This window comes from Halomonas rhizosphaerae, from assembly GCF_030010555.1.
Taxonomy (GTDB): domain Bacteria; phylum Pseudomonadota; class Gammaproteobacteria; order Pseudomonadales; family Halomonadaceae; genus Halomonas; species Halomonas rhizosphaerae.
Genome location: NZ_JASCQP010000027.1, coordinates 66,636 through 87,135 on the forward strand (window position 1 = coordinate 66,636; position 20,500 = coordinate 87,135).

18 protein-coding genes and 1 pseudogene are annotated in these 20,500 nt (G+C 69.5%); 8 read left to right on the forward strand and 11 right to left on the reverse strand.

Annotation, left to right across the window (positions count from 1 at the left end; all coding sequences use genetic code 11):
* Positions 1-66: 66 nt before the first annotated feature.
* The 3 genes from QLQ83_RS11110 to QLQ83_RS11120 all read right to left on the reverse strand — a co-directional run bounded on the left by QLQ83_RS11110 (position 67) and on the right by QLQ83_RS11120 (position 4,235).
* Positions 67-1,866 (reverse strand): acyl-CoA dehydrogenase, encoded by a 1,800-nt coding sequence (locus QLQ83_RS11110; RefSeq protein WP_282735591.1) that lies wholly within the window; start codon positions 1,864-1,866, stop codon positions 67-69.
* Positions 1,867-1,992: 126 nt separating this feature from the next.
* The gene (locus QLQ83_RS11115) at positions 1,993-3,387 is read right to left on the reverse strand and encodes an MFS transporter (protein ID WP_282735592.1); all 1,395 of its coding nucleotides are present in this window, start codon (positions 3,385-3,387) and stop codon (positions 1,993-1,995) included.
* A 209-nt stretch (positions 3,388-3,596) separates the two neighbouring features.
* The gene (locus QLQ83_RS11120) at positions 3,597-4,235 is read right to left on the reverse strand and encodes a class I SAM-dependent methyltransferase (RefSeq protein WP_282735593.1); all 639 of its coding nucleotides are present in this window, start codon (positions 4,233-4,235) and stop codon (positions 3,597-3,599) included.
* Between the two features lie 72 nt (positions 4,236-4,307).
* Here QLQ83_RS11120 and QLQ83_RS11125 point away from each other — a divergent pair, with 72 nt between their 5' ends.
* The 3 genes from QLQ83_RS11125 (at position 4,308) to QLQ83_RS11135 (ending at position 6,082) form a co-directional block, all read left to right on the forward strand.
* Positions 4,308-4,697: a VOC family protein gene (locus tag QLQ83_RS11125; RefSeq protein WP_282735594.1), complete on the forward strand. Its 390-nt coding sequence runs from the start codon at positions 4,308-4,310 to the stop codon at positions 4,695-4,697.
* Between the two features lie 68 nt (positions 4,698-4,765).
* Entirely contained in the window at positions 4,766-5,149 is a 384-nt protein-coding gene (locus QLQ83_RS11130) for a DUF4870 family protein (RefSeq protein WP_282735595.1), read from the forward strand.
* A 3-nt stretch (positions 5,150-5,152) separates the two neighbouring features.
* Positions 5,153-6,082: a lysophospholipid acyltransferase family protein gene (locus tag QLQ83_RS11135; RefSeq protein WP_282735596.1), complete on the forward strand. Its 930-nt coding sequence runs from the start codon at positions 5,153-5,155 to the stop codon at positions 6,080-6,082.
* A gap of 9 nt (positions 6,083-6,091) precedes the next feature.
* On the opposite strand, the gene QLQ83_RS11140 is transcribed toward QLQ83_RS11135, so the two are convergent.
* The 3 genes from QLQ83_RS11140 to QLQ83_RS11150 are packed head-to-tail and all read right to left on the reverse strand — an operon-like array spanning position 6,092 to position 9,794.
* Positions 6,092-7,498 carry a mannose-1-phosphate guanylyltransferase/mannose-6-phosphate isomerase gene (locus QLQ83_RS11140; RefSeq protein WP_282735597.1) on the reverse strand — a complete coding sequence of 469 codons (1,407 nt, stop codon included), beginning with the start codon at positions 7,496-7,498 and terminating at the stop codon, positions 6,092-6,094.
* Between the two features lie 20 nt (positions 7,499-7,518).
* Entirely contained in the window at positions 7,519-8,109 is a 591-nt protein-coding gene (locus tag QLQ83_RS11145; protein WP_282735598.1) for a YceI family protein, read from the reverse strand.
* Positions 8,110-8,138: 29 nt separating this feature from the next.
* Positions 8,139-9,794: an alkaline phosphatase family protein gene (locus tag QLQ83_RS11150; RefSeq protein ID WP_282735599.1), complete on the reverse strand. Its 1,656-nt coding sequence runs from the start codon at positions 9,792-9,794 to the stop codon at positions 8,139-8,141.
* A gap of 127 nt (positions 9,795-9,921) precedes the next feature.
* Here QLQ83_RS11150 and QLQ83_RS11155 point away from each other — a divergent pair, with 127 nt between their 5' ends.
* The 4 genes from QLQ83_RS11155 to QLQ83_RS11170 are packed head-to-tail and all read left to right on the forward strand — an operon-like array spanning position 9,922 to position 15,071.
* Entirely contained in the window at positions 9,922-11,472 is a 1,551-nt protein-coding gene (locus QLQ83_RS11155; protein WP_282735600.1) for an OpgD/OpgG family glucan biosynthesis protein, read from the forward strand.
* Positions 11,459-13,438, forward strand: coding sequence for a glucans biosynthesis glucosyltransferase MdoH (mdoH, locus tag QLQ83_RS11160; RefSeq protein WP_282735601.1), 1,980 nt, complete (start codon positions 11,459-11,461; stop codon positions 13,436-13,438). The genes QLQ83_RS11155 and mdoH overlap by 14 nt, the downstream gene beginning before the upstream one ends.
* The gene (locus QLQ83_RS11165; RefSeq protein WP_282735602.1) at positions 13,435-14,259 is read left to right on the forward strand and encodes an FkbM family methyltransferase; all 825 of its coding nucleotides are present in this window, start codon (positions 13,435-13,437) and stop codon (positions 14,257-14,259) included. The genes mdoH and QLQ83_RS11165 overlap by 4 nt, the downstream gene beginning before the upstream one ends.
* The gene (locus tag QLQ83_RS11170) at positions 14,256-15,071 is read left to right on the forward strand and encodes a creatininase family protein (protein ID WP_282735603.1); all 816 of its coding nucleotides are present in this window, start codon (positions 14,256-14,258) and stop codon (positions 15,069-15,071) included. Before QLQ83_RS11165 ends, QLQ83_RS11170 begins: the two co-directional genes overlap by 4 nt.
* A 10-nt stretch (positions 15,072-15,081) precedes the next feature.
* Here QLQ83_RS11170 and QLQ83_RS11175 read toward each other — a convergent pair whose 3' ends face one another.
* Positions 15,082-16,224 carry a GTP cyclohydrolase II gene (locus QLQ83_RS11175; RefSeq protein WP_282735604.1) on the reverse strand — a complete coding sequence of 381 codons (1,143 nt, stop codon included), beginning with the start codon at positions 16,222-16,224 and terminating at the stop codon, positions 15,082-15,084.
* A gap of 76 nt (positions 16,225-16,300) precedes the next feature.
* Between QLQ83_RS11175 and QLQ83_RS11180 the strand changes: the two genes are divergently transcribed.
* Complete coding sequence (locus QLQ83_RS11180) at positions 16,301-17,152, forward strand: RibD family protein (protein WP_282735605.1); 852 nt, start codon at positions 16,301-16,303, stop codon at positions 17,150-17,152.
* Between the two features lie 120 nt (positions 17,153-17,272).
* Here the strand turns inward: QLQ83_RS11180 and QLQ83_RS19540 are convergent.
* The 4 genes and pseudogenes from QLQ83_RS19540 to QLQ83_RS11195 form a co-directional block, all read right to left on the reverse strand.
* Positions 17,273-18,100: pseudogene (locus tag QLQ83_RS19540) on the reverse strand (lysylphosphatidylglycerol synthase transmembrane domain-containing protein); the annotation flags it as partial.
* On the reverse strand, positions 18,097-18,978 hold the full coding sequence (locus QLQ83_RS11185) for a class I SAM-dependent methyltransferase (RefSeq protein ID WP_282735606.1): 882 nt from the start codon (positions 18,976-18,978) through the stop codon (positions 18,097-18,099). The pseudogene QLQ83_RS19540 and the gene QLQ83_RS11185, both read right to left, overlap by 4 nt.
* A complete protein-coding gene (locus QLQ83_RS11190; protein ID WP_282735607.1) occupies positions 18,975-20,099 on the reverse strand; it encodes a glycosyltransferase family 4 protein in 1,125 nt (374 codons plus the stop codon). Before QLQ83_RS11190 ends, QLQ83_RS11185 begins: the two co-directional genes overlap by 4 nt.
* Positions 20,099-20,497, reverse strand: a complete 399-nt coding sequence (locus QLQ83_RS11195) for a 6-pyruvoyl trahydropterin synthase family protein (RefSeq protein ID WP_282735608.1) — start codon at positions 20,495-20,497, stop codon at positions 20,099-20,101. Before QLQ83_RS11195 ends, QLQ83_RS11190 begins: the two co-directional genes overlap by 1 nt.
* Positions 20,498-20,500: the final 3 nt, after the last annotated feature.

The following is a 20,500-nucleotide window of genomic DNA, read 5'->3' on the forward strand; positions in this document are numbered from 1 at the left end:
TCCATGGAGTGACTGGGACTGTTGTTCGCAAAAGCCGCCGCCGGCACGGGGCCGGCGGCGAATCGATCAGTGGGCCGAGGCGTCGAAGGCGGCGAGGCTCGCCATGCCGGCCTCGATCACCGCGCGCTGGGCGCGTCCCACCGGCAGCCACTGACGGATAGCGTAGTCGGCGCTCTGCTGCTTGGCGCGATAGAAGGGATCGTCGCTGCCGGCGGCCATGGCCGCGCTGGCCTTGAGGGCCGCCTCGCCCATCTGCCAGGCGCACAGCACGTGGCCGGCCAGGCTGAGGAAGGGGGTGGCGTAGGCCTGGACGGCATCGGCACCCTGCTCGGGGTCGGCGCCCGCCTCCAGCACCGCGGCCATGGCGGCGCGCAGGTCGGCCGCCCCACCGGCCAGGCTCTTGCCCAGGTCGGCCAGCTCGCCCTGAGCCTCGAGCGCCTGGGCAGTGGCCTCCACCTCACCGATCAGGCCCTCGAGGGCCGCGCCGCCGTCGCGCTGCAGTTTGCGCCCGGCCAGGTCCAGGGCCTGGATGCCGTTGGTGCCCTCGTAGATGGGGGCGATACGCGCATCGCGCAGCAGCTGGGCGGCGCCGGTCTCCTCGATGAAGCCCATGCCGCCGTGCACCTGGATGCCCAGCGAGGCGATCTCCACGGCCTGATCGGTGGAGAAGCTCTTGACCACCGGGATCAGCACGTCGACCCGCGCCTGGGCGGCGGCGCGCTCACCCTCGTCGGCGGCGTGGCGGGCCTGGTCGAGCTGGGCGGCACAGAAGAGGGCCAGCGCGCGCAGGGCGTCGGTGCGGGCGCGCATGGAGAGCAGCATGCGACGCACGTCCAGGTGGTCGCTGATGGTGCAGTCGCTGTGGCCGGAGCGCGGGCTGCGGCCCTGGACGCGGTCCAGGGCGTAGGCGAAGGCGTGCTGGCAGGCCCGCTCGGCCACGCCGATGCCCTGGATTCCCACCTTGTGGCGGGCCTCGTTCATCATGGTGAACATGTGGTTGAGGCCGCGCCCCTCCTCGCCCACCCGATAGCCGATGGCGCCCGCGCCTTCGCCGAAGCTCAGGGTGCAGGTGGGCGAGCCGTGGATGCCCAGCTTGTGCTCGATGGAGGCGCAGGTGACGTCGTTGCGCTCGCCCAGCGAGCCGTCGGCGTTGACCAGGAACTTGGGCACCAGGAACAGCGAGATGCCCTTGTTGCCCTCCGGGGCGTCCGGCTTGCGCGCCAGCACCAGGTGGATGATGTTCTCGGCGGCGTCGTGCTCGCCCCAGGTGATGTAGATCTTCTGGCCGAACAGGCGGTAATGGTCGCCCTCTTCATCGGGGCAGGGCACGGCGCGGGTGCGCACCTTGGAAAGATCCGAGCCCGCCTGGGGCTCGGTGAGGTTCATGGTGCCGGTCCAGGTGCCCTCCACCAGCTTCGGCAGGTAGATGGCCTGCTGCGCCTCGCTGCCATGGTGGGCCAGCGCCTCGATGGCACCGGCGGTGAGCATCGGACACAGGCCCAGCGCCATGTTGGCGCCGTGGAGCATTTCCTGCACGGCACTGGCCACCACCTCGGGCAGCCCCTGGCCGCCCAGCGATTCGGAAACGCCGATGCCGTTCCAGCCGCCCTCGGCGTAGGCGCGATAGGCCTCGATAAAGCCGTCCGGCACCCTGACCTGGCCATCATGCAGCCGGCAGCCCTGGCGGTCGCCGCTGGCGTTGAGCGGCGCCCACACCTCGCCGGCCAGCCTGGCGGCCTCCTCCAGCACGGCCTCCACCAGGTCGGGACTGGCCTCCTCGAAGCCAGGAAGGGCGAGCGAGCCGTGCTCGAGCATCTCCTCCAGCACGAAGCGGACGTCGCGGACGGGAGCGGCATAGGGAGTCATGGGTCACCTCGGGGAAAAATGATGGCAACGATAGTAGATTCACTACTTTTCGTTAACCATTAGCCCTAAGTCGACCCCGAGGGCCCGCGGAAGGGCCGCAGGCGCGCATGGCCTCGACGACGGGCGTCAGGGACGCGAGATGTTGCCCAAGGCGGCCTCCTCGGGCGTCTGCTCGTCGTCGTAGTAGGCGATGTGCGCCTCGTCGGGCGCTGGCGGGCCGACGAGGGGCTCGGCCACCGCCACCTCGGGCACGGCCCCGGAGAGGTCCTCGACGTGCTCGTGCTCCAGGGCCCCCTGCACCAGCTCCTGAGTCACGGCGAGCTCGGCCCCCGCCGCCGACATGGGCGTGCTGGGCGAGAAGGGAGCCACCGGCACCGGCGCGGGACGCACGCTGCGTCGCCAGCCGAAGAAGACCACCAGGAAGAGGCCCAGGAAACCGAAGGCCCAGAACAGGCCGGCATCGCCCATCAGGCTCATCACCGGCGAGACCAGCGGCGGGCTGAGCGCCGAGCCGATGGCGTTGATCAGCAGCAGGCCCTGGCTCATGCGTACCAGGGCACCGGCCGGGGCGCGGTCGGCGGCGTGGCCCACCGCCACTGGGTAGAGCGAGAAGACGCCACCGCCCAGCAGGAACAGCAGCCCGGCCAGGATCCATGACGTCATCGGCAGCCAGAGCACCGCCGCGGAGATCAGGGTACAGAAGGCCCCGATCAGGATCAGCACCAGCTGCCGATCATGACGGTCCGACCAGCGCCCCACCGGGTACTGCAGCAGCATGGCACCGAGCACCACCACCGCCATCATCTGGCCGATCCGGTCGACCGGGAGGCCGGTGCGCTGCAGGTAGAGCGGCAGCAGGGAGTAGACCGCCGCCACCGCCAGCCCCGAGCCGAAGCTGCCCATCACCCCGGTGGGGGTCAGGGTGATCAGTCGCAGCGGCGAGAGCGGCTCGGCCTTCTCGATCAGCGGCGAGACCCGCGGGATCATCGCCATGGGCAGCACCGAGAGCGAGGCCAGCATGCCGATCACCATGAATGACGCCGCCCCGCCCATGGCCTCGGTGACGCCCAGCAGCAGCTGGCCAAGCACGCCGGCGGCGTAGAGCGAGATCATGTAGAGCGCCAGCAGGCGGCCACGCACCCTGGCATCGCCGGAAGCCAGCAGCCAGCTCTCGATCACCAGGTAGACGCCCACCGTGGCCCAGCCGCCGATCAGGCGCAGGGCGAACCAGGCCCAGGGCTCGGCCACCAGCCCCTGCAGCAGCACGGTCACCGCCACCAGCGAAGCGAAGCTGCCGTAGGCGCGGATATGGCCGATGCGCAGCAGCAGGCGGTCGTTGAGCATGGCGCCCAGCGCCAAGCCGATGAAGTAGGCCGAGGAGACCCAGCCGATCACCACCGGCGACTCGCCGGCGGCATCCAGGCGCAGGGTGATCACCGTGGCCAGAAAGCCGTTGCCGATCCCGAGGATGAAGAGCCCCAGCAGGGGGGCCAGGGCCATGGCCAGCAGTTGCCGCGACATGAAGGGCCTCACAGCAGCAGGTGAAAACGAGAAGGGTGGCAGAAAGTGCCGGAGAGCGCCTGTGCGGCGGGCCGGGGAGCGATTCCGGGCGCGGGAATCATACTCCCGGCCGGCGGCGAGTCAAACGTTTTGTTGCCCCCGGACTCACGTGCCGACACGATCGGTCACCAGCCCCCAGGATCCCGGGCGATCTTCCTGGAAATGCCCTCTCAGCGCTTCTGCAGCAGCGCCACGTCCGTCGCGGGAAACTCGACCCGCATGCCCAGCTGGCCGGCCAGCCACACGAAGGTCGCCTCGCTGAAGAAGACCACGTGGGTGGGATCGAGGATGTAGTGCCAGCGCGTGAAGGCCGCCTGATCGGTGACGCGCTTGGTCATCAGCCCGAGCCAGCCACCGGAGGGGAGCATGTCGGCCAGCTTCGCCAGCTCCCGGCCAGGGGCGAACAGGTGCTCCGCGACCTCGCTGGCGGAGATGAAGTCGTAGCTCCCGGCCAGCACGGAGCGGTCCGGAGAATAGACGGGGTCGTAGATCGCCATGGGGTGGCCCGCCTCCTCGAACATCACCGACAGGGTCGGTCCGGGGCCGGCGCCGAAGTCGAGCCCTCGCGCGCCGGGCGGGAGCCGCTCGCGCAAGGGGTCGAAGAGCCGCGACAGGAAGCGGCGATAGCCGGGGTCGTCCGGGGCGTTCTGGTGCTGGTCGTAGACCGCCTTCTCCTCTATCGGCCCGAGCCGCTGGTCGGGAGGCACGAACACCAGCGCGCAGCGCCGGCAGCGGTGGTAGTCACGCCGGCCATCCCGGTGAAAATGCCCGGTGTCGGTGGACGCACATAGCGGACAGGTCAGCATCATCGTATCCTCTGTGCCGGAACAAGTTCCCCCAGGATTCCCCTGCTCTCTCCAGAACCCCGCAAGGAGACCCGAATGCTGTCAGGTCTGGACCACCTGGTCATCACCGTGACCGACATTTCCCGTGCCGTGGACTTCTACTCACGGGTGCTGGGACTGGAAGTGCGCTACCGCGACCGCGAGCGTGTCGACCTGATGCTGGGCGACGTCGCCCTGCGCCTGCACTGGACCGCCACCGACGTCACCCCCCGGGCCGCCACGCCGACACCCGGCAGCCTCGACCTCTGCCTGCGCAGCCTGCTGCCGCTCGACGAGGTCCAGCGCCACCTGGAGGCGCTGGGCGTCGAGGTGGAACTCGGTCCGGTGACCCGACAGGGCGCCACCGGCGAGATCACGTCCCTCTACCTGCGCGACCCGGACGGCAACCTGCTGGAGCTCAGCCGTCCCGTGAAACGGGCCGACTGAGGCCCGGTGGCATTGTCGTCTTCGACCGGTATGATTGGCCCCAACCACTCGATCTTCAGGGACGCGCAATGAACGACCAGCTGCCACGGGATGACGACCGAGCCATCGCCGAACGGGGCACCGCGCCCGACACGACCCTTCCCATCGTGGTGTACGTGCTGCACCTGGCCGGCATGGTCACCGGCGGCCTCACCTCGCTGGTCGGCGTGGTGATCGCCTATGTCTACCGCGGCAACGGGCCGGCGTGGCTCGATGAGCACTATCGCTACCAGATCCGGACCTTCTGGATCGCCCTGCTCTACTTCGGCATTTCCGGCCTGCTGACACTGATCCTGATCGGCTTTCTCACCTGGCTGGCCGCGGTGGTGTGGCTGGTGATCCGCTGCGTGAAGGGGCTCAAGGCGCTGAGCGAGCACCGCGCACCGGACAACGTGGACACCTGGTGGGTCTGATCCATGGCTAGACCCGAACCCCGCTCGAGCGCCTTTCAGGCCCGCGCCATCGCCACCCTGTGGCGCAGCCTCGCCGGCCGCCGCCTCGCCACCCTGTGGCGGCTGGCTCGCCTGATCGGTCCGCTGGTGGAACGGCTGAGCCGCCGGGAGCGCCGGGTCACCCGGGCCAACCTGGCCGAGGTCTACCCTTCCCGCAGTCCGGCCGAGCGCCAGCAGCTGGCCAGGCAGAGCCTGACCCACTCCACCGCCACCATGCTCGAACTGGGCCTCGCCTGGATGGGTGACCCCGAGCGGGTCGAGGCCTCGATCCTCGAGGTCCACGGCCGCGAGCTGCTCGACGAGGCCCGGGCCGAGGGGCGCGGCGTCATCGTGCTGGCCCCCCACTTCGGCAACTGGGAGGTGCTCAACTTCTGGCTCTCCGGCCACTTCCCCTTCACCGCCATGTACGAGCCGCCCAAGCTCGCCCCGCTCGACCCGGTCATCCGCCAGGGCCGCGAACGCCGAGGGGCGCGCCTGGTGCCCACCAACCCCCGCGGCGTCGCCGCCCTGCTCAAGGCCCTCAAGCGCACCGAGGCCGTGGGCATCCTGCCCGACCAGGTCCCCAGCTGGGGCAGCGGAGTCTTCGCCCCCTTCTACGGCCGTCCCGCCTATACCGCCACCCTGCTGCCCAAGCTGGTGGCGCGCACCGAGGCAAGAGTCGTCACCGGGGTGGCGCTGCGCCTGCCCGGCAAGGGCTTCGCCCTGCATTTCCTGGCCGCCGACGCGCGGGTCTACGACCCTGACGAGGTCACCTCGGCGACCGGCGTCAATGCCAGCGTGGAGGCCGCCATCGCCCTGGACCCGGCCCAGTACCAGTGGGAATACAAGCGCTACCGCAAGACGCCCGAGGAGGCCGAGGGCCGCCCGGACTTCAAGCGTTTCCGGCTCTACTGACCGACCCTGTCACTTCCGCCCATAGCAATCATCCAGACGCACGATGTCGTCTTCGCCCAGGTAGGTGCCGGACTGCACCTCGATCAGTTCCAGCGGAATCAGGCCGGGGTTCTCCAGGCAGTGCACCCGCCCCACCGGAATGAAGGTCGAGGCATTTTCACCCACCAGAAAGACCTCATCGTCCAGGGTGACCCGGGCCGTGCCGCTGACCACCACCCAGTGCTCGGCCCGGTGGTGGTGGAGCTGCAGGGAGAGCCGTGCACCGGGGCGCACGGTGATGCGCTTGACCAGGTGACGCGGTCCCGCATCGACGGCCAGGTAATGGCCCCAGGGGCGATGCACGGTGGTCGTGAAGCGGGTTTCTCTGCGTCCCTGGGCCTCCAGACGCTCGACCAGGCCCCGCAGCTGCTGGCTGCGGGCACGCTCCGCCACCAGGACGGCATCATCGGTCTCGACGATCACCAGGTCCCGAACCCCCAGAGTGGCCACCAGCCGCGAATCGGCATGCACCAGCAGCCCACGGCCCTCCTCACAGACCACGTCACCGCGCAGGGCGTTGTCGTCGGCATCGCGGGGCAGTGCTTCCCAGAGGGCCTGCCACGAGCCGATATCGCTCCAGCCGGCGGCGAGCTGCACCATGGCCGCTCGGTCGGTACGCTCCATCACCGCCACATCGATGGAGTCGGAGGGACTCTCCAGGAAGGCCCGCGCATCCGGCCGCAGGAAATCGAGATCGGTCACCGCCCCGTCCATGGCACCCCGACAGGCGGCCAGGATGGCGGGGGCGAAGACCTCCAGGGCGTCCAGGTAGTCATCGGGACGCAGCACGAACATACCGCTGTTCCAGAAATGGTCTTCGGCCGCCAGGAAGCGCTCGGCGGTGGCGAGGTCGGGCTTCTCCACGAAACGCGCCACCGCATGGCCCCCTTCGCCCAGCGCCTCACCGGCCTGGAGATAGCCATAGCCGGTCTCGGTGCGGGTCGGCACCACCCCGAAGGTCACCAGGTGGCCCGCGTCGGCCAGCCGTGCCGCCGCTCCCAGGGCCACGCGGAAGGCCGCATCATCCGCCAGGTGATGGTCTGACGGCAGCACCAGTAGCGGCTCCCTGCGCCCCTCACTGCGAGCCAACAGAGCGGCAAGCGCGATGGCCGGGGCCGTGCCACGCCCCTCGGGCTCCAGCAGCAGGCTGGCATCCTCGACACCCGCCTGGCGGAGCTGCTCGGCGGCGAGGAAGCGATGCTCCTCGTGACAGATGACGATGGGCGCGCCCATGCCGAGCCCCTCGAGACGGGAGAGGGTGTTGGCCAGCAGGCTGCCCTCGCCTTCCAGCGAGAGGAACTGCTTGGGCCGCTGCCGGCGCGACAGCGGCCAGAGCCGCACGCCATTTCCGCCAGCCAGGATCACGGGGGTGAACAAGGGGACGTCTCCTTCAGGGATCAGGAACGCGATGGCGCCAGCAGTTCGAGGGTGAAGTCGACATGGACCTCATGCTTCACCGTGCCCTCGGAGCGCCAGGCACCGCGCCCCATGTCGAAATCGGTTCGGTCCAGCGTCAGGCGGCCGTCCACGCTGACCCGCTCGCCCTGCCGCGTCCAGCTCACCGGGACCGTCAACATATGGGTATCGCCCCGCAGCTCGAGTTCACCCTCGATGCGCAATTCTCCCTCGGCCGGTGCCTGGATGTCGGTGCTGCGAAAGACGATCTCGGGATAGGCCTCGACGTCGAACCAGTTATGCCCGTGCAACATGCCGTCAACGATGTCGTTGCCGCCCGTGATGCTGTCCGACTGGAGGGTCAGCACCAGCGTCCCCCCGGCTGGCTGGTCCAGGTCTCCTTCAAGGTCGACCTCGAACTCCTCGACACGGGTCACCGCCTCGCGGCCGTCGGCGGTGCCGATCAGCTCGATACGGCTCGCCTCCCGATCCAGTTCCCAGGCGCCGGCCGTGGAAACGGCCATCAGCCCGACAACACCCGACAGCAGGGCTGCCGTTGCGGTTCGTGCAGTTCTCAGGGTAGGTCGTGGCATCTTGCCTCCCGGGCCATCCGGCCCTGCGGTCAGGGGGTCGTGACAGAGGCGTCCGTCGCGTCCTCGGCGCCGAAGGCCTCATGAAGCCAGCCGCGCAGCGCCTCCTGGCCAGGAACCTCGCCATCGGGGTAGCCGTCGGGCCGTGGCGGCCGGGTGCCGGACACGAAGCCCCGCGCAATGAAGGGATCGAGCAGGCTGGCATCGCCGCTGATCACATGGACCGGGACACCGCCGCTGGCGTTGTCGCCGGTGATCAGGGGAGCCGGCTGATGATCCCCCAGCAGAATCACCAGGGTCTGTTCGTCCACGAACTCCTCGGCCCAGCGGGTGCTGGCCCCCAGAGCATAGTCCAGTGACCTGGCATAGTGGTCGCGCACCCGTTCCAGGTCCTGCCAGAGTTCGTCGGGTGACTCGCCGGCCTCTTCCCAGCGCGCGAAGACGCTGCCATCGCCGACGCTTTCCCAGTCATCGAGCACCGGGAGGATCGGTGTCCAGGGCGCGTGGCTGCTGATCAGCGCGATCTGCGCGAAGAGCGGCGACGCCTCGGTATCCCGACGAGATGCCGCCTCCTTTCGAAGCCGGGTCTGGAAATGGTGCAGGGTATACTGGTCCGGCATGGTGACCCAGTGCAGGGGCGGGCCGGCATAACCGAGGTCCGCGGCGGCGTGGATCTCGTCGAACCCGTAGGCGCGACCCTCGGGCCAGGCCATGGTGATGGCCGGCATCACGGTGAGGGTGCGGTGGCCCGTGGCGCGGAAGTCATCCACCAGGGTGGTGCGCTCGCTGCTCAGCATCAACCGGTACCAGAGCGAATTGTCGAGCCGCAGGCCACTCAGCACCGTGGCATGGGCCAGCCATGACTGGCCGCCACGGATTGGCGAGTCGAGGAGCCCGGACGCCACCGACAGGCCGGCGGCGTCGAACCGCTCGGCCATGTCATCGAGGCGCGGGCCGAGCACCTCGGCATAGCGGTCATCGAACAGCGCCGATATGCCGTAGGACTCCACGAAGACCAGCAACACATCGCGTCCGGCAAGCCCCGGCAAGGCGGTGACCTGAGCGGGCGCCGCCGCCATCTGCTCGGCAAAGTCACGGTGGGCGAGGCGCGTCTCGACCAGTTGCCGACCCTGGAAATGCAGGGTGCCCAGCAAGGGCGTGCGGGCCACCGGTAGCGGTCGGAGCTGCTGGAACTCGGCGGCGATCAGCACACCGCTCGCCACCAGCATCCCCAGGGCGCCAGTCACCGCCAGGCTGCCGCGTGCCTTGCCCTGCAGGCTCGCGACCATCTTCGCCAGCAGCCAGGCCGCGAATGCCAGCAGGACCATGGCCAGCAGGGTAACCAGGCCGGCCATCGGAAATCCCAGATTACCCTCGAGCAGGTGGAAGACGGAGCGCAGCAGGGGAAGGTCCAGGTAGAGGTTCAGGGAACGCCCGAACGCCATATGGGTCGCCACATCCCCCAGGCCGACCAGCAGAAACGCCAGGATCAGTGCCACCAGCAGCCAACGCAGCCCGGCAAGCAGGCCAGCCGACGGCAACAGCGCCAGCAACCCCGCCAGCAGGGTGGCCTCCAGGGCGATCAATCTGTGTGCCAGATCCCCGTGCAACAGCCATACTGGTGTCAGCAATACGCTGTTGAGCAGCACGAGGCTCAAGGACCAGCGGACTCGAGATGGTAACGGCATGGGCAATCACCGGGCAGATGGACAACGATACCCTAAGTGTATAATTTTTGTATAGATGAATCCCGGCAACTTGCCGCCAAACCCGTTGCCAGCCCGTCGGGAGAAAGTGTTCAAGGAGGATCAACCCATGCACCCAATTCGGTGGCTGGCCGCCAGCCTGCTCATTGCGGGAATCACGCCGGCCATCTGGGCCGCCCCCGATCCGGACCTGCCCGGCGTCTTCGAGCAGGTCACCGAGCGCGCTCGCCAGCTCGCGTCCTCCCCCTTCGAGGCGCCGGATGGCGACCTGCCCGAAGCGTTGCGCGATATCGACTACGATGTCTACCGCTCGATCCGCTTTCGCCCGGAAGCCGCCCTATGGCGAGACGAGGCGCTGTTCTCGGTACAACTCTTCCATTCCGGCTTCCTGTTCGAGCGACCGATCCGCCTGCACCTGGTCGAGAAGGGCGAGCAGCACCACCTGCCCTTCCAGTCGTCCTTCTTTCGCTACGACGGCGCAGCCGCCCCGCTGAAGGAAGAGGACCTGAGTGGCGCCGGTTACGCCGGCTTTCGCCTGCATTACCCCCTCAATCGAGAGGACTACCACGACGAGTTCCTGGTCTTTCAGGGGGCAAGCTACTTGCGCCTGTTGGGTCGCGACCAGGGCTATGGCCTATCGGCTCGCGGCCTGGCCATCGATACGGCCTCCCCCGACGGGGAAGAGTTCCCGGCCTTCAGGGCGTTCTGGCTGTTCCAGCCCGACCCGGCGGCGACCCGCATCGACATCATCGCGCTGCTCGACAGTCCCTCGCTCGCCGGGGCCTACCATTTCCGGGTGCATACCGGCGAGCAGGTCGACGTGGAAATTGAAGCCCGGCTGTTCGCCCGCCGCGAAGTGGAGAAGCTGGGCATCGCCCCGCTGACCAGCATGTACCTGCATGGCGACGTCAGCCCCTACCCTGCCGACGACTTCCGGCCACAGGTGCACGATTCCCAGGGACTGCTGATGCAGACCCATGCCGGTGAGTGGATCTGGCGTCCCCTGAACAACCCGCGGGAGCTGCGCATCACCCGCCTGCAGGACGAAAGCCCAGCAGGCTTCGGCCTGGCCCAGCGCGATCGGGACTTCGACAGCTACCTGGACATGGAGTCGCGCTACGAGCGGCGCCCCAGCCACTGGGTCACCCCGCTCGACGACTGGGGGCCGGGCAACGTGGAACTGGTCGAGATACCCAGCGACTCGGAGACCAACGACAACATCGTCGTCTACTGGGTCCCCGAACAACCGCTCCAGGCCGATGAGTCGCGCACCTATCGCTATCGGCTTTCCACCTTCGAGGCTCACCGTCCCGAGCAGACCCTGGCCAGCGTGGTGCGCACCCGACAGGGATGGGGGGCCGTCCCGGGCCAGAGCGACCCACCGCCGCGCAGCCTTCGCCAGTTCGTGATCGATTTCCGGGGGGGTGAGCTCTCGAGCCTGGATGTCAGTCACCCGGTCGAGGCCGAGCTCGAGGTTTCGAGCGGGGAGACCCGGGCGTTACGGGTACAACGCCTTCCCGACGGTGACACCTGGCGCGCGTCCTTCAGGTCGCAACCCGAGGGGGCGAACCCCATGGACATGCGTCTCCATCTCATGCTGCGCGACACCCCCATGAGTGAAACCTGGAACTATGTCTGGAACCCCGATGAACTGCGCTGATCGCTCGGCCCGGGTGCCATGGCTGGCCGCACGACAGACGGGAGTCGCCCTGCTGGTATTCGCCACGACCGCCCTGGGTGGCTGGGCCATGTTCGAGATCCTGCGCGTCAACGGCATCACGGCGCTGCAGGGCATCGTGCTGGGTCTGTTCGTGGTCACCTTCGGCTGGATCACCATCGCCTTCTGGACGGCCATCATCGGCTTCCTGCTGCAGTTGACTCGCCGTGATCCCCTGACCCTGTCCCGCCTCGATCGCCAGCCACCAACGACCGATCCGAGCGAGCATCATACGGCTCTGGTGATGCCCATCTACAACGAGGACCCCGAACGCGTCGCGGCGGGCCTGGAAAGCACCTGCCATTCGCTTCTCGAACAACCCCATGCCCGGGGATTCGAGGTGTTCGTGCTGAGCGATACTCGGGACGAGGAGATCGCCCGCCGGGAGGAAACCGCCATCGCCGGGTTGCAACAGCGGCTGGCCCCCCGGCTCGTGGTTCACTACCGTCGCCGCGAGGACAACCAGGGTCGCAAGGCCGGCAATCTGGCGGAGTTCTGTCGCCGCTGGGGCAATCGCTACGACTACCTGGTCGTGCTGGACGCGGACAGCCTCATGGGAGGTGGGACCCTGGTGTCGCTGGTGGCCTCCATGCAGGCCAACCCCAGGATCGGCCTGATCCAGACGGTACCGATCCCGGTTCGCTCGGCAAGCGTGTTCGGGCGCTTCACCCAGTTCGCCGCCGCGCTGCACAGCCCCCTGCTCGCCACCGGGCAATGTTTCTGGCAAGGGCATGCCGTGAACTTCTGGGGACACAACGCCATCCTGCGCACCCGGGCCTACATGGCCAATTGCGGCTTGCCGGACCTTCCCGGCAAGCCGCCGCTGGGCGGCGAGATCCTCAGCCACGACTTCGTCGAGGCGGCGCTGATGCGCCGGGCTGGCTGGGAGGTCCACCTGGACGTCCGGCTGGGCGAAAGCTATGAGGAAGTGCCCAGCAATATCATCGAGTTCGCCAAACGCGACAGGCGCTGGATCCAGGGCAACCTGCAGCACCTGCGGCTGCTCGCCGCCGCCGGCCTGCATCCCATGAACCGCCTCCACTTCCTGTTCGGGGCGCTGGCCTACCTGACCTCACTGCTGTGGGGACTGATGCTGGTGGTCAGCACCGTGGACGCCATCGGCCGGGCCCAGGGGCGCCATGACTTCTTCAGTGCCGGCTACCAGCTCTTCCCCGACTGGCCCATTGCCACGCCCGAGCTGATCATGCCCCTGCTCCTCAGCACGGCGGGGGTACTGCTGCTGCCGAAGGTGCTGGGGTTCCTGCTGGCGTTCATTCAGCGACCCGCCGCCTTCGGGGGCAGGGCACCACTGCTGGCGAGCACCCTGCTGGAGGTCGCCATCGCCATCCTGATCGCCCCCCTCATGATGCTGCTCCACAGCTGGTTCATCCTGAGCGTGCTCAGTGGCCAGAAGGTGAGCTGGGACGCCCAGGTCCGCGAAGGCCGATCGGTGCCCTGGATGGATGCCTTCCATCACACCTGGCTCGCGACCCTGATCGGCGTGGTCTGGGCCGGGGCGACCTACCTGTTTGCCCCGGTCTTCTTCTGGTGGCTCTCCCCGGTCTGGTTGGGCCTGCTGATGGCGGCGCCCCTGGTCAAGATGACCAGCAGCCTCACCCATGGCCGCAGGCTCCACCGCGCCGGCCTGCTGAGAGTCCCGGCGGAGGTGATGCCCACCACGGTTCTGCAAGCGCTGGCAACGGGCTCATCGAGTCCGCCTGCGACCCGCCTGGCCCCCCCACCCCCGGAATATCCCGGCGACATGCCGGTACAGTCGTTCTCCACCTGGCCAACGGTGGCAGCGGCAGCACTGGATGACGGCGAGTCACCACGGCGAACGGCCTCCTCGAGGCCTGCCGAGTCGCCGAAGGCCCAGGCGGGCCCCGTCCCCGGGGCGAAACACGAATGAGGCCCTCCGGCACCCCCGTCATGCCGACCCGGCTCGTCGAAGCGACCCGCCGATTGGCCCGTGGCCTGGGGCTGGTTCGCTCGCTGGTGATCTACTGGCGGCCGGGCCGCCAGCGGGGTCTTAAGCGGCTCTATGCCGACTTCGTGGGGCCCGGCGACCTGGCGTTCGATATCGGCGCCCATCTGGGTGATCGCACTGCGGCCTTCCAGGGACTGGGCGCCCGAGTCGTCGCGCTGGAACCCCAGCCGACCCTCTTCCTCTGGCTGAAGCGCCTGGTGGGTCGTTGCCAGGATGTCACCCTGCTGCCCTGCGCCGCGGGGGCGGAGCCCGGCGAGGCCGAGCTGGCGGTGAGCGAGGCGACGCCGACGGTCTCCACCCTGGCCCATGAATGGCGCCGGGGCATCGGCGAACGCAACCCCGGCTTTCGTAAGGTACGCTGGGAAGGGCGCCTGCGAGTCCCCGTGACCACCCTGGATACGCTGATCGCCGACCATGGGCTGCCGCGCTTCTGCAAGATCGACGTGGAGGGCTTCGAGGCCGAGGTACTGGCCGGACTGACCCGGCCCATCGCCGGGGTCTCGGTGGAATTCGTCGCCGGCGCCCTGGACGTGGCCGACCGCTGCGTGGCGCGGTTGGCCGAGCTGGGCGATTATCGCTTCAACGCCATCGCCGGCGAGGGTCGGCGATTCGAGTGGGCGACGTGGCGCTCACCTTCGGCCACGCGGGACTGGCTGGCCGGAGGTGCCGACGGCCTGTCCTCGGGCGACCTCTATGCACGGCATCTCGATGATCGACAAGACACGGAGCGCACCCGCCCATGAGTGACCATTTCCCCTGCCCCCGTTGGCTGGATCTCACCAGTCGCGAGATCTCGTTCCTGCAGAGCAGTGCCGTGGCGGTGATGGTGGTGGGCGCCATCGAGCAGCACGGCGCCCACCTGCCGCTCTCCACCGACCTCGACATCGGTGAAGGGCTACTGGAGGAGGCACTGACCCACCTGCCCGTGCGCTTCCCGCTGGTGATCCTGCCGCCCATGGCGGTGGGGGCCAGCGACGAGCACCTGAGCTTTCCCGGGACCCTCAGCCTGCCACCGGAGCTGGCCATTGCCACCCTGGAGGCCCATGGCGACGCCGTGGCCCGGGCTGGCCTGCACCGGCTGGTGCTGATCAACAGCCACGGCGGCAACAAGGCAGTGATGGACCTGGCCGCCCTGCGACTGCGCCGCCGGCACGGCATGATGGTGGTCAAGGTCAACTACACCCGAATGCCGCCGCCGGGCACCCTGCCCGCCGGCGGCCTGCCCGCCGAGGAATTGCGCCACGGGCTCCATGGGGGGGCGCTGGAAACCGCCATGATGCGCCACCTCGCCCCGGACAAGGTGCGCCTCGACCAGCTGGATCACCCGCACTCGCGGGGAGAGGCCATGGCAGAGAAAGGGCTGCTGCTGAGCCCGGAGGGAGAGGCCGCCTTCGCCTGGCTGGCCGAGGATCTGCATCCCGCGGGGGTGGTGGGCAATGCCCGCCTCGGCACGGCCGAGCTCGGCGAGCGCCTGGTGGCCCACTACGGCAAGCGCATCGCCCGCATCCTGCGCGAGACCCAGAGCATGGACACCGGCCACACCCGCCGTCGATAGCGCTCACCCATCACGGCCGAGCGGCCGGGTCCTGACCGCCGTTCAACACGGCATCGAGCAGATGGCCGGCGCGTTCCGACTTGGCGCTGAGGTAGCGCCGGTTATGGTCATTGAGGCTGCCGTAGAGCGCCTGGCGTTCGACCACCTCGATACCGCCCTCGGCGAGGGCCGCGACCTTGTCCGGGTTGTTGGTCAGCAGCTGCACGCGACGAATGCCCAGGGCATCCAGGATGTCCACCGCCACCCCATAGCGGCGCTCGTCCTCACCGAAACCCAGGACCTGGTCGGCATCCAGGGTGTCCAGGCCGGTGTCCTGGAAGGTATAGGCCCGCAGCTTGTTGGCCAGCCCGATGCCGCGGCCCTCCTGGGCCAGGTAGAGCAGCACGCCGCCGCCCAGCGCCTGGATGTCGGCCACGGCATTGCGCAGTTGCTCGCCGCAGTCGCAGCGCAGGCTGCCGAAGAGGTCGCCGGTCAGGCAGGCCGAATGCAGGCGCAGCGGCACCGCGTCTTCCCCGTTGCCGGGCTCGCCGATCACCACCGCCACGTGCTCGCGCAGGCCGTCGGGTTCGCGAAACAGGATGAAGCGACAGTCGAAGGCATCCGCCAGGGGGATCTGCGCCTCGCTGACGCGCTTGAGCATGCCGACATCCCCCTCCAGGCAATGCTCGGCCTGCTCCGCCCGGACCGCGAGCCAGGTGCCTTCCTCCAGCCGGGCTTCCACGGCGGGCCGCTGCGCCTCGCTGACCCGGGCCACCAGCGCCGCCGGGATCAACAGCGCCCGGCGCATCAGCGCCAGGGCCGCCCGGTCGGCTGCCTCTGCGGGCGCCAGTGACCGACGCCAGTCGGCCAGCTCGTCGCGTCCCACCGCCAGCTCCGGCCTGATGCCGAAGGCCAGGTCGACCAGCCGCTGGCGACCGGTTCCCTCCGTCAATGGGAGACGGGCCAACCGTCGGGCATCCGGCTCGCCCAGCACCGCCAGGCGGTGGCGGCTCAGGACCAGCGAGGGCGTGTCGCCCGCGTGACCGGCCAGTCGTGACACCGTGTCCTCGCCCGCCCCCTCGATGGCCTGGACCAGCACGCGAGTGTCACCGGCGACGACGACCACCGGCAGCCCACGTCGCAGATCGAAGATGGCCCGTTCAACCTGATGCATGGTGCCCTCCTTGCACGCCTTGTTCCGCCGAGGCGGACTGCGCATGATGAATGCTTTCCCCTGGCCCGGAGCCCCCATGAGCCCGACCCTGCCCGACACCCTGGACCGAGAGACGGCCTGGCAGGCCCTCTGCCGAGCGCGTGAGGGCCTGACCAGCACCGCGGCGTCGGTGCAAAGCGACGGCCCCTTGCGCCTGACGGCCAGCGGATGGACGTCGGACATTCCGCCCAGCGCGGCTGCCCGGGAACTGCTCGATAACCTGGCCCCGCTGGCGATGCATCCCGGCCGGCTGGCCCTGGCCCAGCTCGGCCAGAGCCTGGATGGCCGCATTGCCACCGAGAGCGGTCATTCCCATTACATCAACGGCCTCGAGAGCCGGATGCACCTGCACCGGCTGAGGGCGCTGGTGGATGCCGTGGTGATCGGTGCCGGCACCGCCTGCGAGGACGACCCCCTGCTCACGGTGCGCCATGTCAGCGGGCGCCAACCGGTGCGGGTGATCCTCGACCCTCGGGGCCGAGTGCCAACGACGCTCCGCCTGCTGCGCGAGGCCCCGGCACCGACCCTCCACCTGGTCGGCGAGCAGGTCAATATCGCCCCGCCGGCGGCCGATCACGTCACCCGCCTGCGGCTGCCGCTGGGCACCGACGGCTTCGACCCCGCGGCGGTGCTCGAGGCGCTTGCCGCACGGGGGCTCAAGCGCGTGCTGGTCGAGGGCGGCGGCATCACGGTGTCGAGGTTCCTGGAGGCCGGTGTACTCGATCGCCTGCACCTGCTGGTGGCACCGCTGCTGATCGGTTCCGGCCGGCCGGGCCTGGCCATGACGCCGATTGCCACCCTGGACCAGGCGCGTCGCCCCGTCGCCCGGACCTTCCGCTGCGGTGACGACACCCTCTTCGACCTGGACCTCACCCTGACCCGGCCCTGACCCCTCGGGGCCCGCGTCCGATGGTGCAGCAGCCACGCCCGGCAGAAACAGCGCGCCAGGCAGGCTCGCCAGCAACACCAGCAGACCATAGGCCATCGACACCGCCACCCCCTCGGCCGGCGGCAAGCCGGCCAGCCCCCAGACCAGCGCCGCCGCACCCTCGCGCAGACCCCAGCCCGCCAGTGAAAGCGGGATCAGCATCGCCATCAGAACCGGGGGCACCAACGCCAGCAGGGTACCCAGGGAGAGCGTGACCCCGATCGCCCGGGCCGCGCAGACGAACACCAGAGCATAGCTCAAGACCACCAGCAGGGATCCGGCGAGCTGTCGTGGCCAGACCGAGGAGGCCAGCAGGCTGCGACGCAGGTCTCCCCCCAGCCCGGCCAGAGCCACCGGCGGCTGACGCAGCAGACGGCGCGCCATCGGCACACCCATCGCGACCAGCAGCGCAGCGACGACCGGCCAGCCCGGCGAGGATAGCTTCGCCAGCGCCTCGCCGAGCAGCCCCTGCCACATCGGCGACATGGCCACGACCAGCAGTGTCAGCAGCAGCAGGGCCAACTGGCCGGAGGCGCGTTCGATGATCACCGCCCGCCAGGCGCTGCCCCGCCGACCGCTGGCCCGGGCGTGTCGCCAGGCCCGGGCGGCATCCCCCGCCACCCCGCCGGGCAGCACCTGGTTGAGGAACATCGCCAGATAGTATTCCCGCAGCGCACGCCCCCAGCCCAGCGACAGACCGAGACGACACGCGGTCAGCCGCCAGCGCCAGGCGGAAAGCAGCATCTGCGGCAGGGTCAGGGCCAAGGCCAGCAGGATCCAGCCCGGCGCCAGGGGACCGACCGCATCGAGCACTGCCCCCGGCTCGAGCCAGACCCAGAGCCCGCCCAGCAGCAGCAGGCTGGCCAGTGGCCGCCACAGGCGCGAGGCTCGGACCAGGCGCAGGGTCACGTTCGCTCCACCGACGGCGCCGGCCAGGCGAAGAGATCACGATGCCCCACCGTCACCCCCAGTTCCCCGGCGAGGATGGCCGCCAGGCGGCGATCTCGCCAGGCGCCGAGGCGAGTCGCCTGGGACGGGGTCTGCTCGATGGCCGCATCGTGCCAGCCGCTGACCAGCGCCTCGGCTAGAGATCGCTGCGTGGCGTCCCCCGCCACCAGGTGCCAGGGCGTGGCGGCGCTCTCCACCCGGAAACCGGCGCCGGCCAGGGTGCTGGCCAGCACCGCGGGCGCCTCGCCGCCCAGCGCGGGCCCCAGGCCCTTGTCGCGATACTGATGGGCCTGGAAGAGGGTCCGCACGGCGATGTCCTCGCCGTCTTCGACGCGCGCTCCCTGGCGGTCCAGGAAGGCCCAGTCGCCGTCCACGCTGAGGGTGAGCAGCAGCGCCTGGCCATGGGCCGCACAGGCGGCCACCAGCGACGCCACCCAGGACCGGGGCATCAGGTCGAACAGGGCCGAGGCGACCACCAGGTCAGCACCGGCGAGCAGCTCCCGATCGACCGGGGACAGGCCGCGGCAAGAGGTCTCCAGGGCGACCGGGACGCCCGCACTGTCGCGCAGCCGGGCTCCAAGCCGGAGGGCATGGGTCAGCAGCTGGGCATCATGATCGACCAGTCGCCAGCGCTGGGGACCAGGCAGGCGTGAGGCCAGGAAGCGCAGGTTGCTGCCGCTGCCGCTACCCAGATCAACGATGCCATGGGGGCCGGCACGCGCGTTCAGCCATTCCATGGCCAGCCCGGTCAGACGATGGCTGCGCGATCGGGCATCCAGCCCCTCACGCAGCGCGAGCCACTCCGCCGAGAACACATCATGGGAGGTGGAAACACTCATGACGGCAGCCCTCGCCCGGGGCGACCCACGGCGCCTATCGGCGCCTCGGGGATGGCGTCCAGGGCGGCCATGAAGCGTTGCCCCGCCTGTTGCCAGTCAGCCAGCCCCTTCCTGGCCTGACAGGCACCGCGACGCAGGCGACGCCTGACCTCGGCATCGTCCATCCAGCGCGACAGCGCCGCACGCAGGGCGCTGATATCGCCGGGTGGCACGGCGATGCCCGCCTCGGGCGGCAGGGTATCGGCCAGGGCGCCGCCGGTGGTGGTGATCACCGGCAGCCCCCGGGCCAGCGCCTCGGTCACGACCATGCCGTAGCCCTCGTAGAAGGAGGGCAACACGAAGAGATCGGCCTGGCGGTAGGCCGCGGCCAGGCCATGGGCATCCCGCTCGCCGGCGAAGCACAGCCGTTCGGCAAGGCCAAGGCGTTGCGCCTCGGCCAACAGGGAGGCGGCGTGCTCGGGGTCACGCCGGTGATTGCCGACGATCTCGCAGACCCAGGGGCGGTCGGTGAGGCCGGCCAGCGCCTCGACCAGCAGGCCGAGCCCCTTGCGGGGCGTCAGGGTCGCCACGCAGAGCAGCCGCCGGGGACGCATCGCATCCTCATGGTCCAGGGCTCCGCTGGCCAGGGAGGCCTTGTCGACGCCGGGTTCGGCCACCCGGAGTCGGCCGTCGGGGACGCCGTAATCCCGCAGGGCACGTGCGGTGTGGTGGCTGGTGACAACCACCCGGCGGGCCGCGGCCAGCGCCCGTGCCTCGCTGTCGCGAAACGCCCTCTGCTGGGCGGGGTCGAGTCCAGTCTCGTCGGCCAGGGGGTGATGGACGAGGGCGATGATCCGCAGACGCTCGGCATGCCGCTCGACCTCTTCGGGCAGTCCGCCCATGGCCAGGCCATCGATGACCACGCGGGCATTGTCGGGCAGCCTCGCCAGGACCTGTGCCAGGCTGTGGCGTGCCCGCCGATCGGCCAGCGGGAAACGCCCCTCGAGCCCCACCACCTCGACCCGCCACGCCTGGCTGCGCAGTTCCGCCACCATGCGGGCATCGTAGATATAGCCTCCGGTCCACTGGTCGGGATCACCGGCGACGATCAGGGTCAGCTCGGGCATCGCGTCCCGAGACATCAAAGCTCGCCCTCATAGCTGGCCCAGGCGACATGCGATTCATGCAGGGTTACGCAGAGGGACTCGAGCCCCATGGCGGCCTCGCCGAGGTGACCGAGCTGTATGGCCGTGGCGAGTCGCTCGAAGACCACCCGTGCCATGAACTCGGTGGTGGTGTTACGGCCCTGAAACTCCTCCACCTCGTCGAGGTTCTGAAAATTGAACTCGGCGAGCACCCTCTTGAGGGCCTCGCCGGCCAGGCCGATGTCGACGACCAGGCCGTCGTCATCGAGTTCGCGGCGCTGGAAGGTCACGTCGACCACATAGGTGGCACCGTGCGTGCGCTGGGCGGGGCCGAAGACGTCGCCGCGGAAGCTGTGGGCGATCATGAAATGGTCACGAACGTTCAAGCGGTACATGAG

Coding starts and splice junctions, on each gene's coding strand:
- mdoH (WP_282735601.1), top strand. CDS start 11,459: ATGAACTGCGCTGATCGCTCGGCCCGGGTGCCATGGCTGGCCGCACGA.
- QLQ83_RS11150 (WP_282735599.1), bottom strand. CDS start 9,794: ATGCCGTTACCATCTCGAGTCCGCTGGTCCTTGAGCCTCGTGCTGCTC.
- QLQ83_RS11155 (WP_282735600.1), top strand. CDS start 9,922: ATGCACCCAATTCGGTGGCTGGCCGCCAGCCTGCTCATTGCGGGAATC.
- QLQ83_RS11135 (WP_282735596.1), top strand. CDS start 5,153: ATGGCTAGACCCGAACCCCGCTCGAGCGCCTTTCAGGCCCGCGCCATC.
- QLQ83_RS11130 (WP_282735595.1), top strand. CDS start 4,766: ATGAACGACCAGCTGCCACGGGATGACGACCGAGCCATCGCCGAACGG.
- QLQ83_RS11175 (WP_282735604.1), bottom strand. CDS start 16,224: ATGCATCAGGTTGAACGGGCCATCTTCGATCTGCGACGTGGGCTGCCG.
- QLQ83_RS11170 (WP_282735603.1), top strand. CDS start 14,256: ATGAGTGACCATTTCCCCTGCCCCCGTTGGCTGGATCTCACCAGTCGC.
- QLQ83_RS11145 (WP_282735598.1), bottom strand. CDS start 8,109: ATGCCACGACCTACCCTGAGAACTGCACGAACCGCAACGGCAGCCCTG.
- QLQ83_RS11120 (WP_282735593.1), bottom strand. CDS start 4,235: ATGATGCTGACCTGTCCGCTATGTGCGTCCACCGACACCGGGCATTTT.
- QLQ83_RS11185 (WP_282735606.1), bottom strand. CDS start 18,978: ATGAGTGTTTCCACCTCCCATGATGTGTTCTCGGCGGAGTGGCTCGCG.
- QLQ83_RS11190 (WP_282735607.1), bottom strand. CDS start 20,099: ATGTCTCGGGACGCGATGCCCGAGCTGACCCTGATCGTCGCCGGTGAT.
- QLQ83_RS11125 (WP_282735594.1), top strand. CDS start 4,308: ATGCTGTCAGGTCTGGACCACCTGGTCATCACCGTGACCGACATTTCC.
- QLQ83_RS11165 (WP_282735602.1), top strand. CDS start 13,435: ATGAGGCCCTCCGGCACCCCCGTCATGCCGACCCGGCTCGTCGAAGCG.
- QLQ83_RS11110 (WP_282735591.1), bottom strand. CDS start 1,866: ATGACTCCCTATGCCGCTCCCGTCCGCGACGTCCGCTTCGTGCTGGAG.
- QLQ83_RS11180 (WP_282735605.1), top strand. CDS start 16,301: ATGAGCCCGACCCTGCCCGACACCCTGGACCGAGAGACGGCCTGGCAG.
- QLQ83_RS11195 (WP_282735608.1), bottom strand. CDS start 20,497: ATGTACCGCTTGAACGTTCGTGACCATTTCATGATCGCCCACAGCTTC.
- QLQ83_RS11115 (WP_282735592.1), bottom strand. CDS start 3,387: ATGTCGCGGCAACTGCTGGCCATGGCCCTGGCCCCCCTGCTGGGGCTC.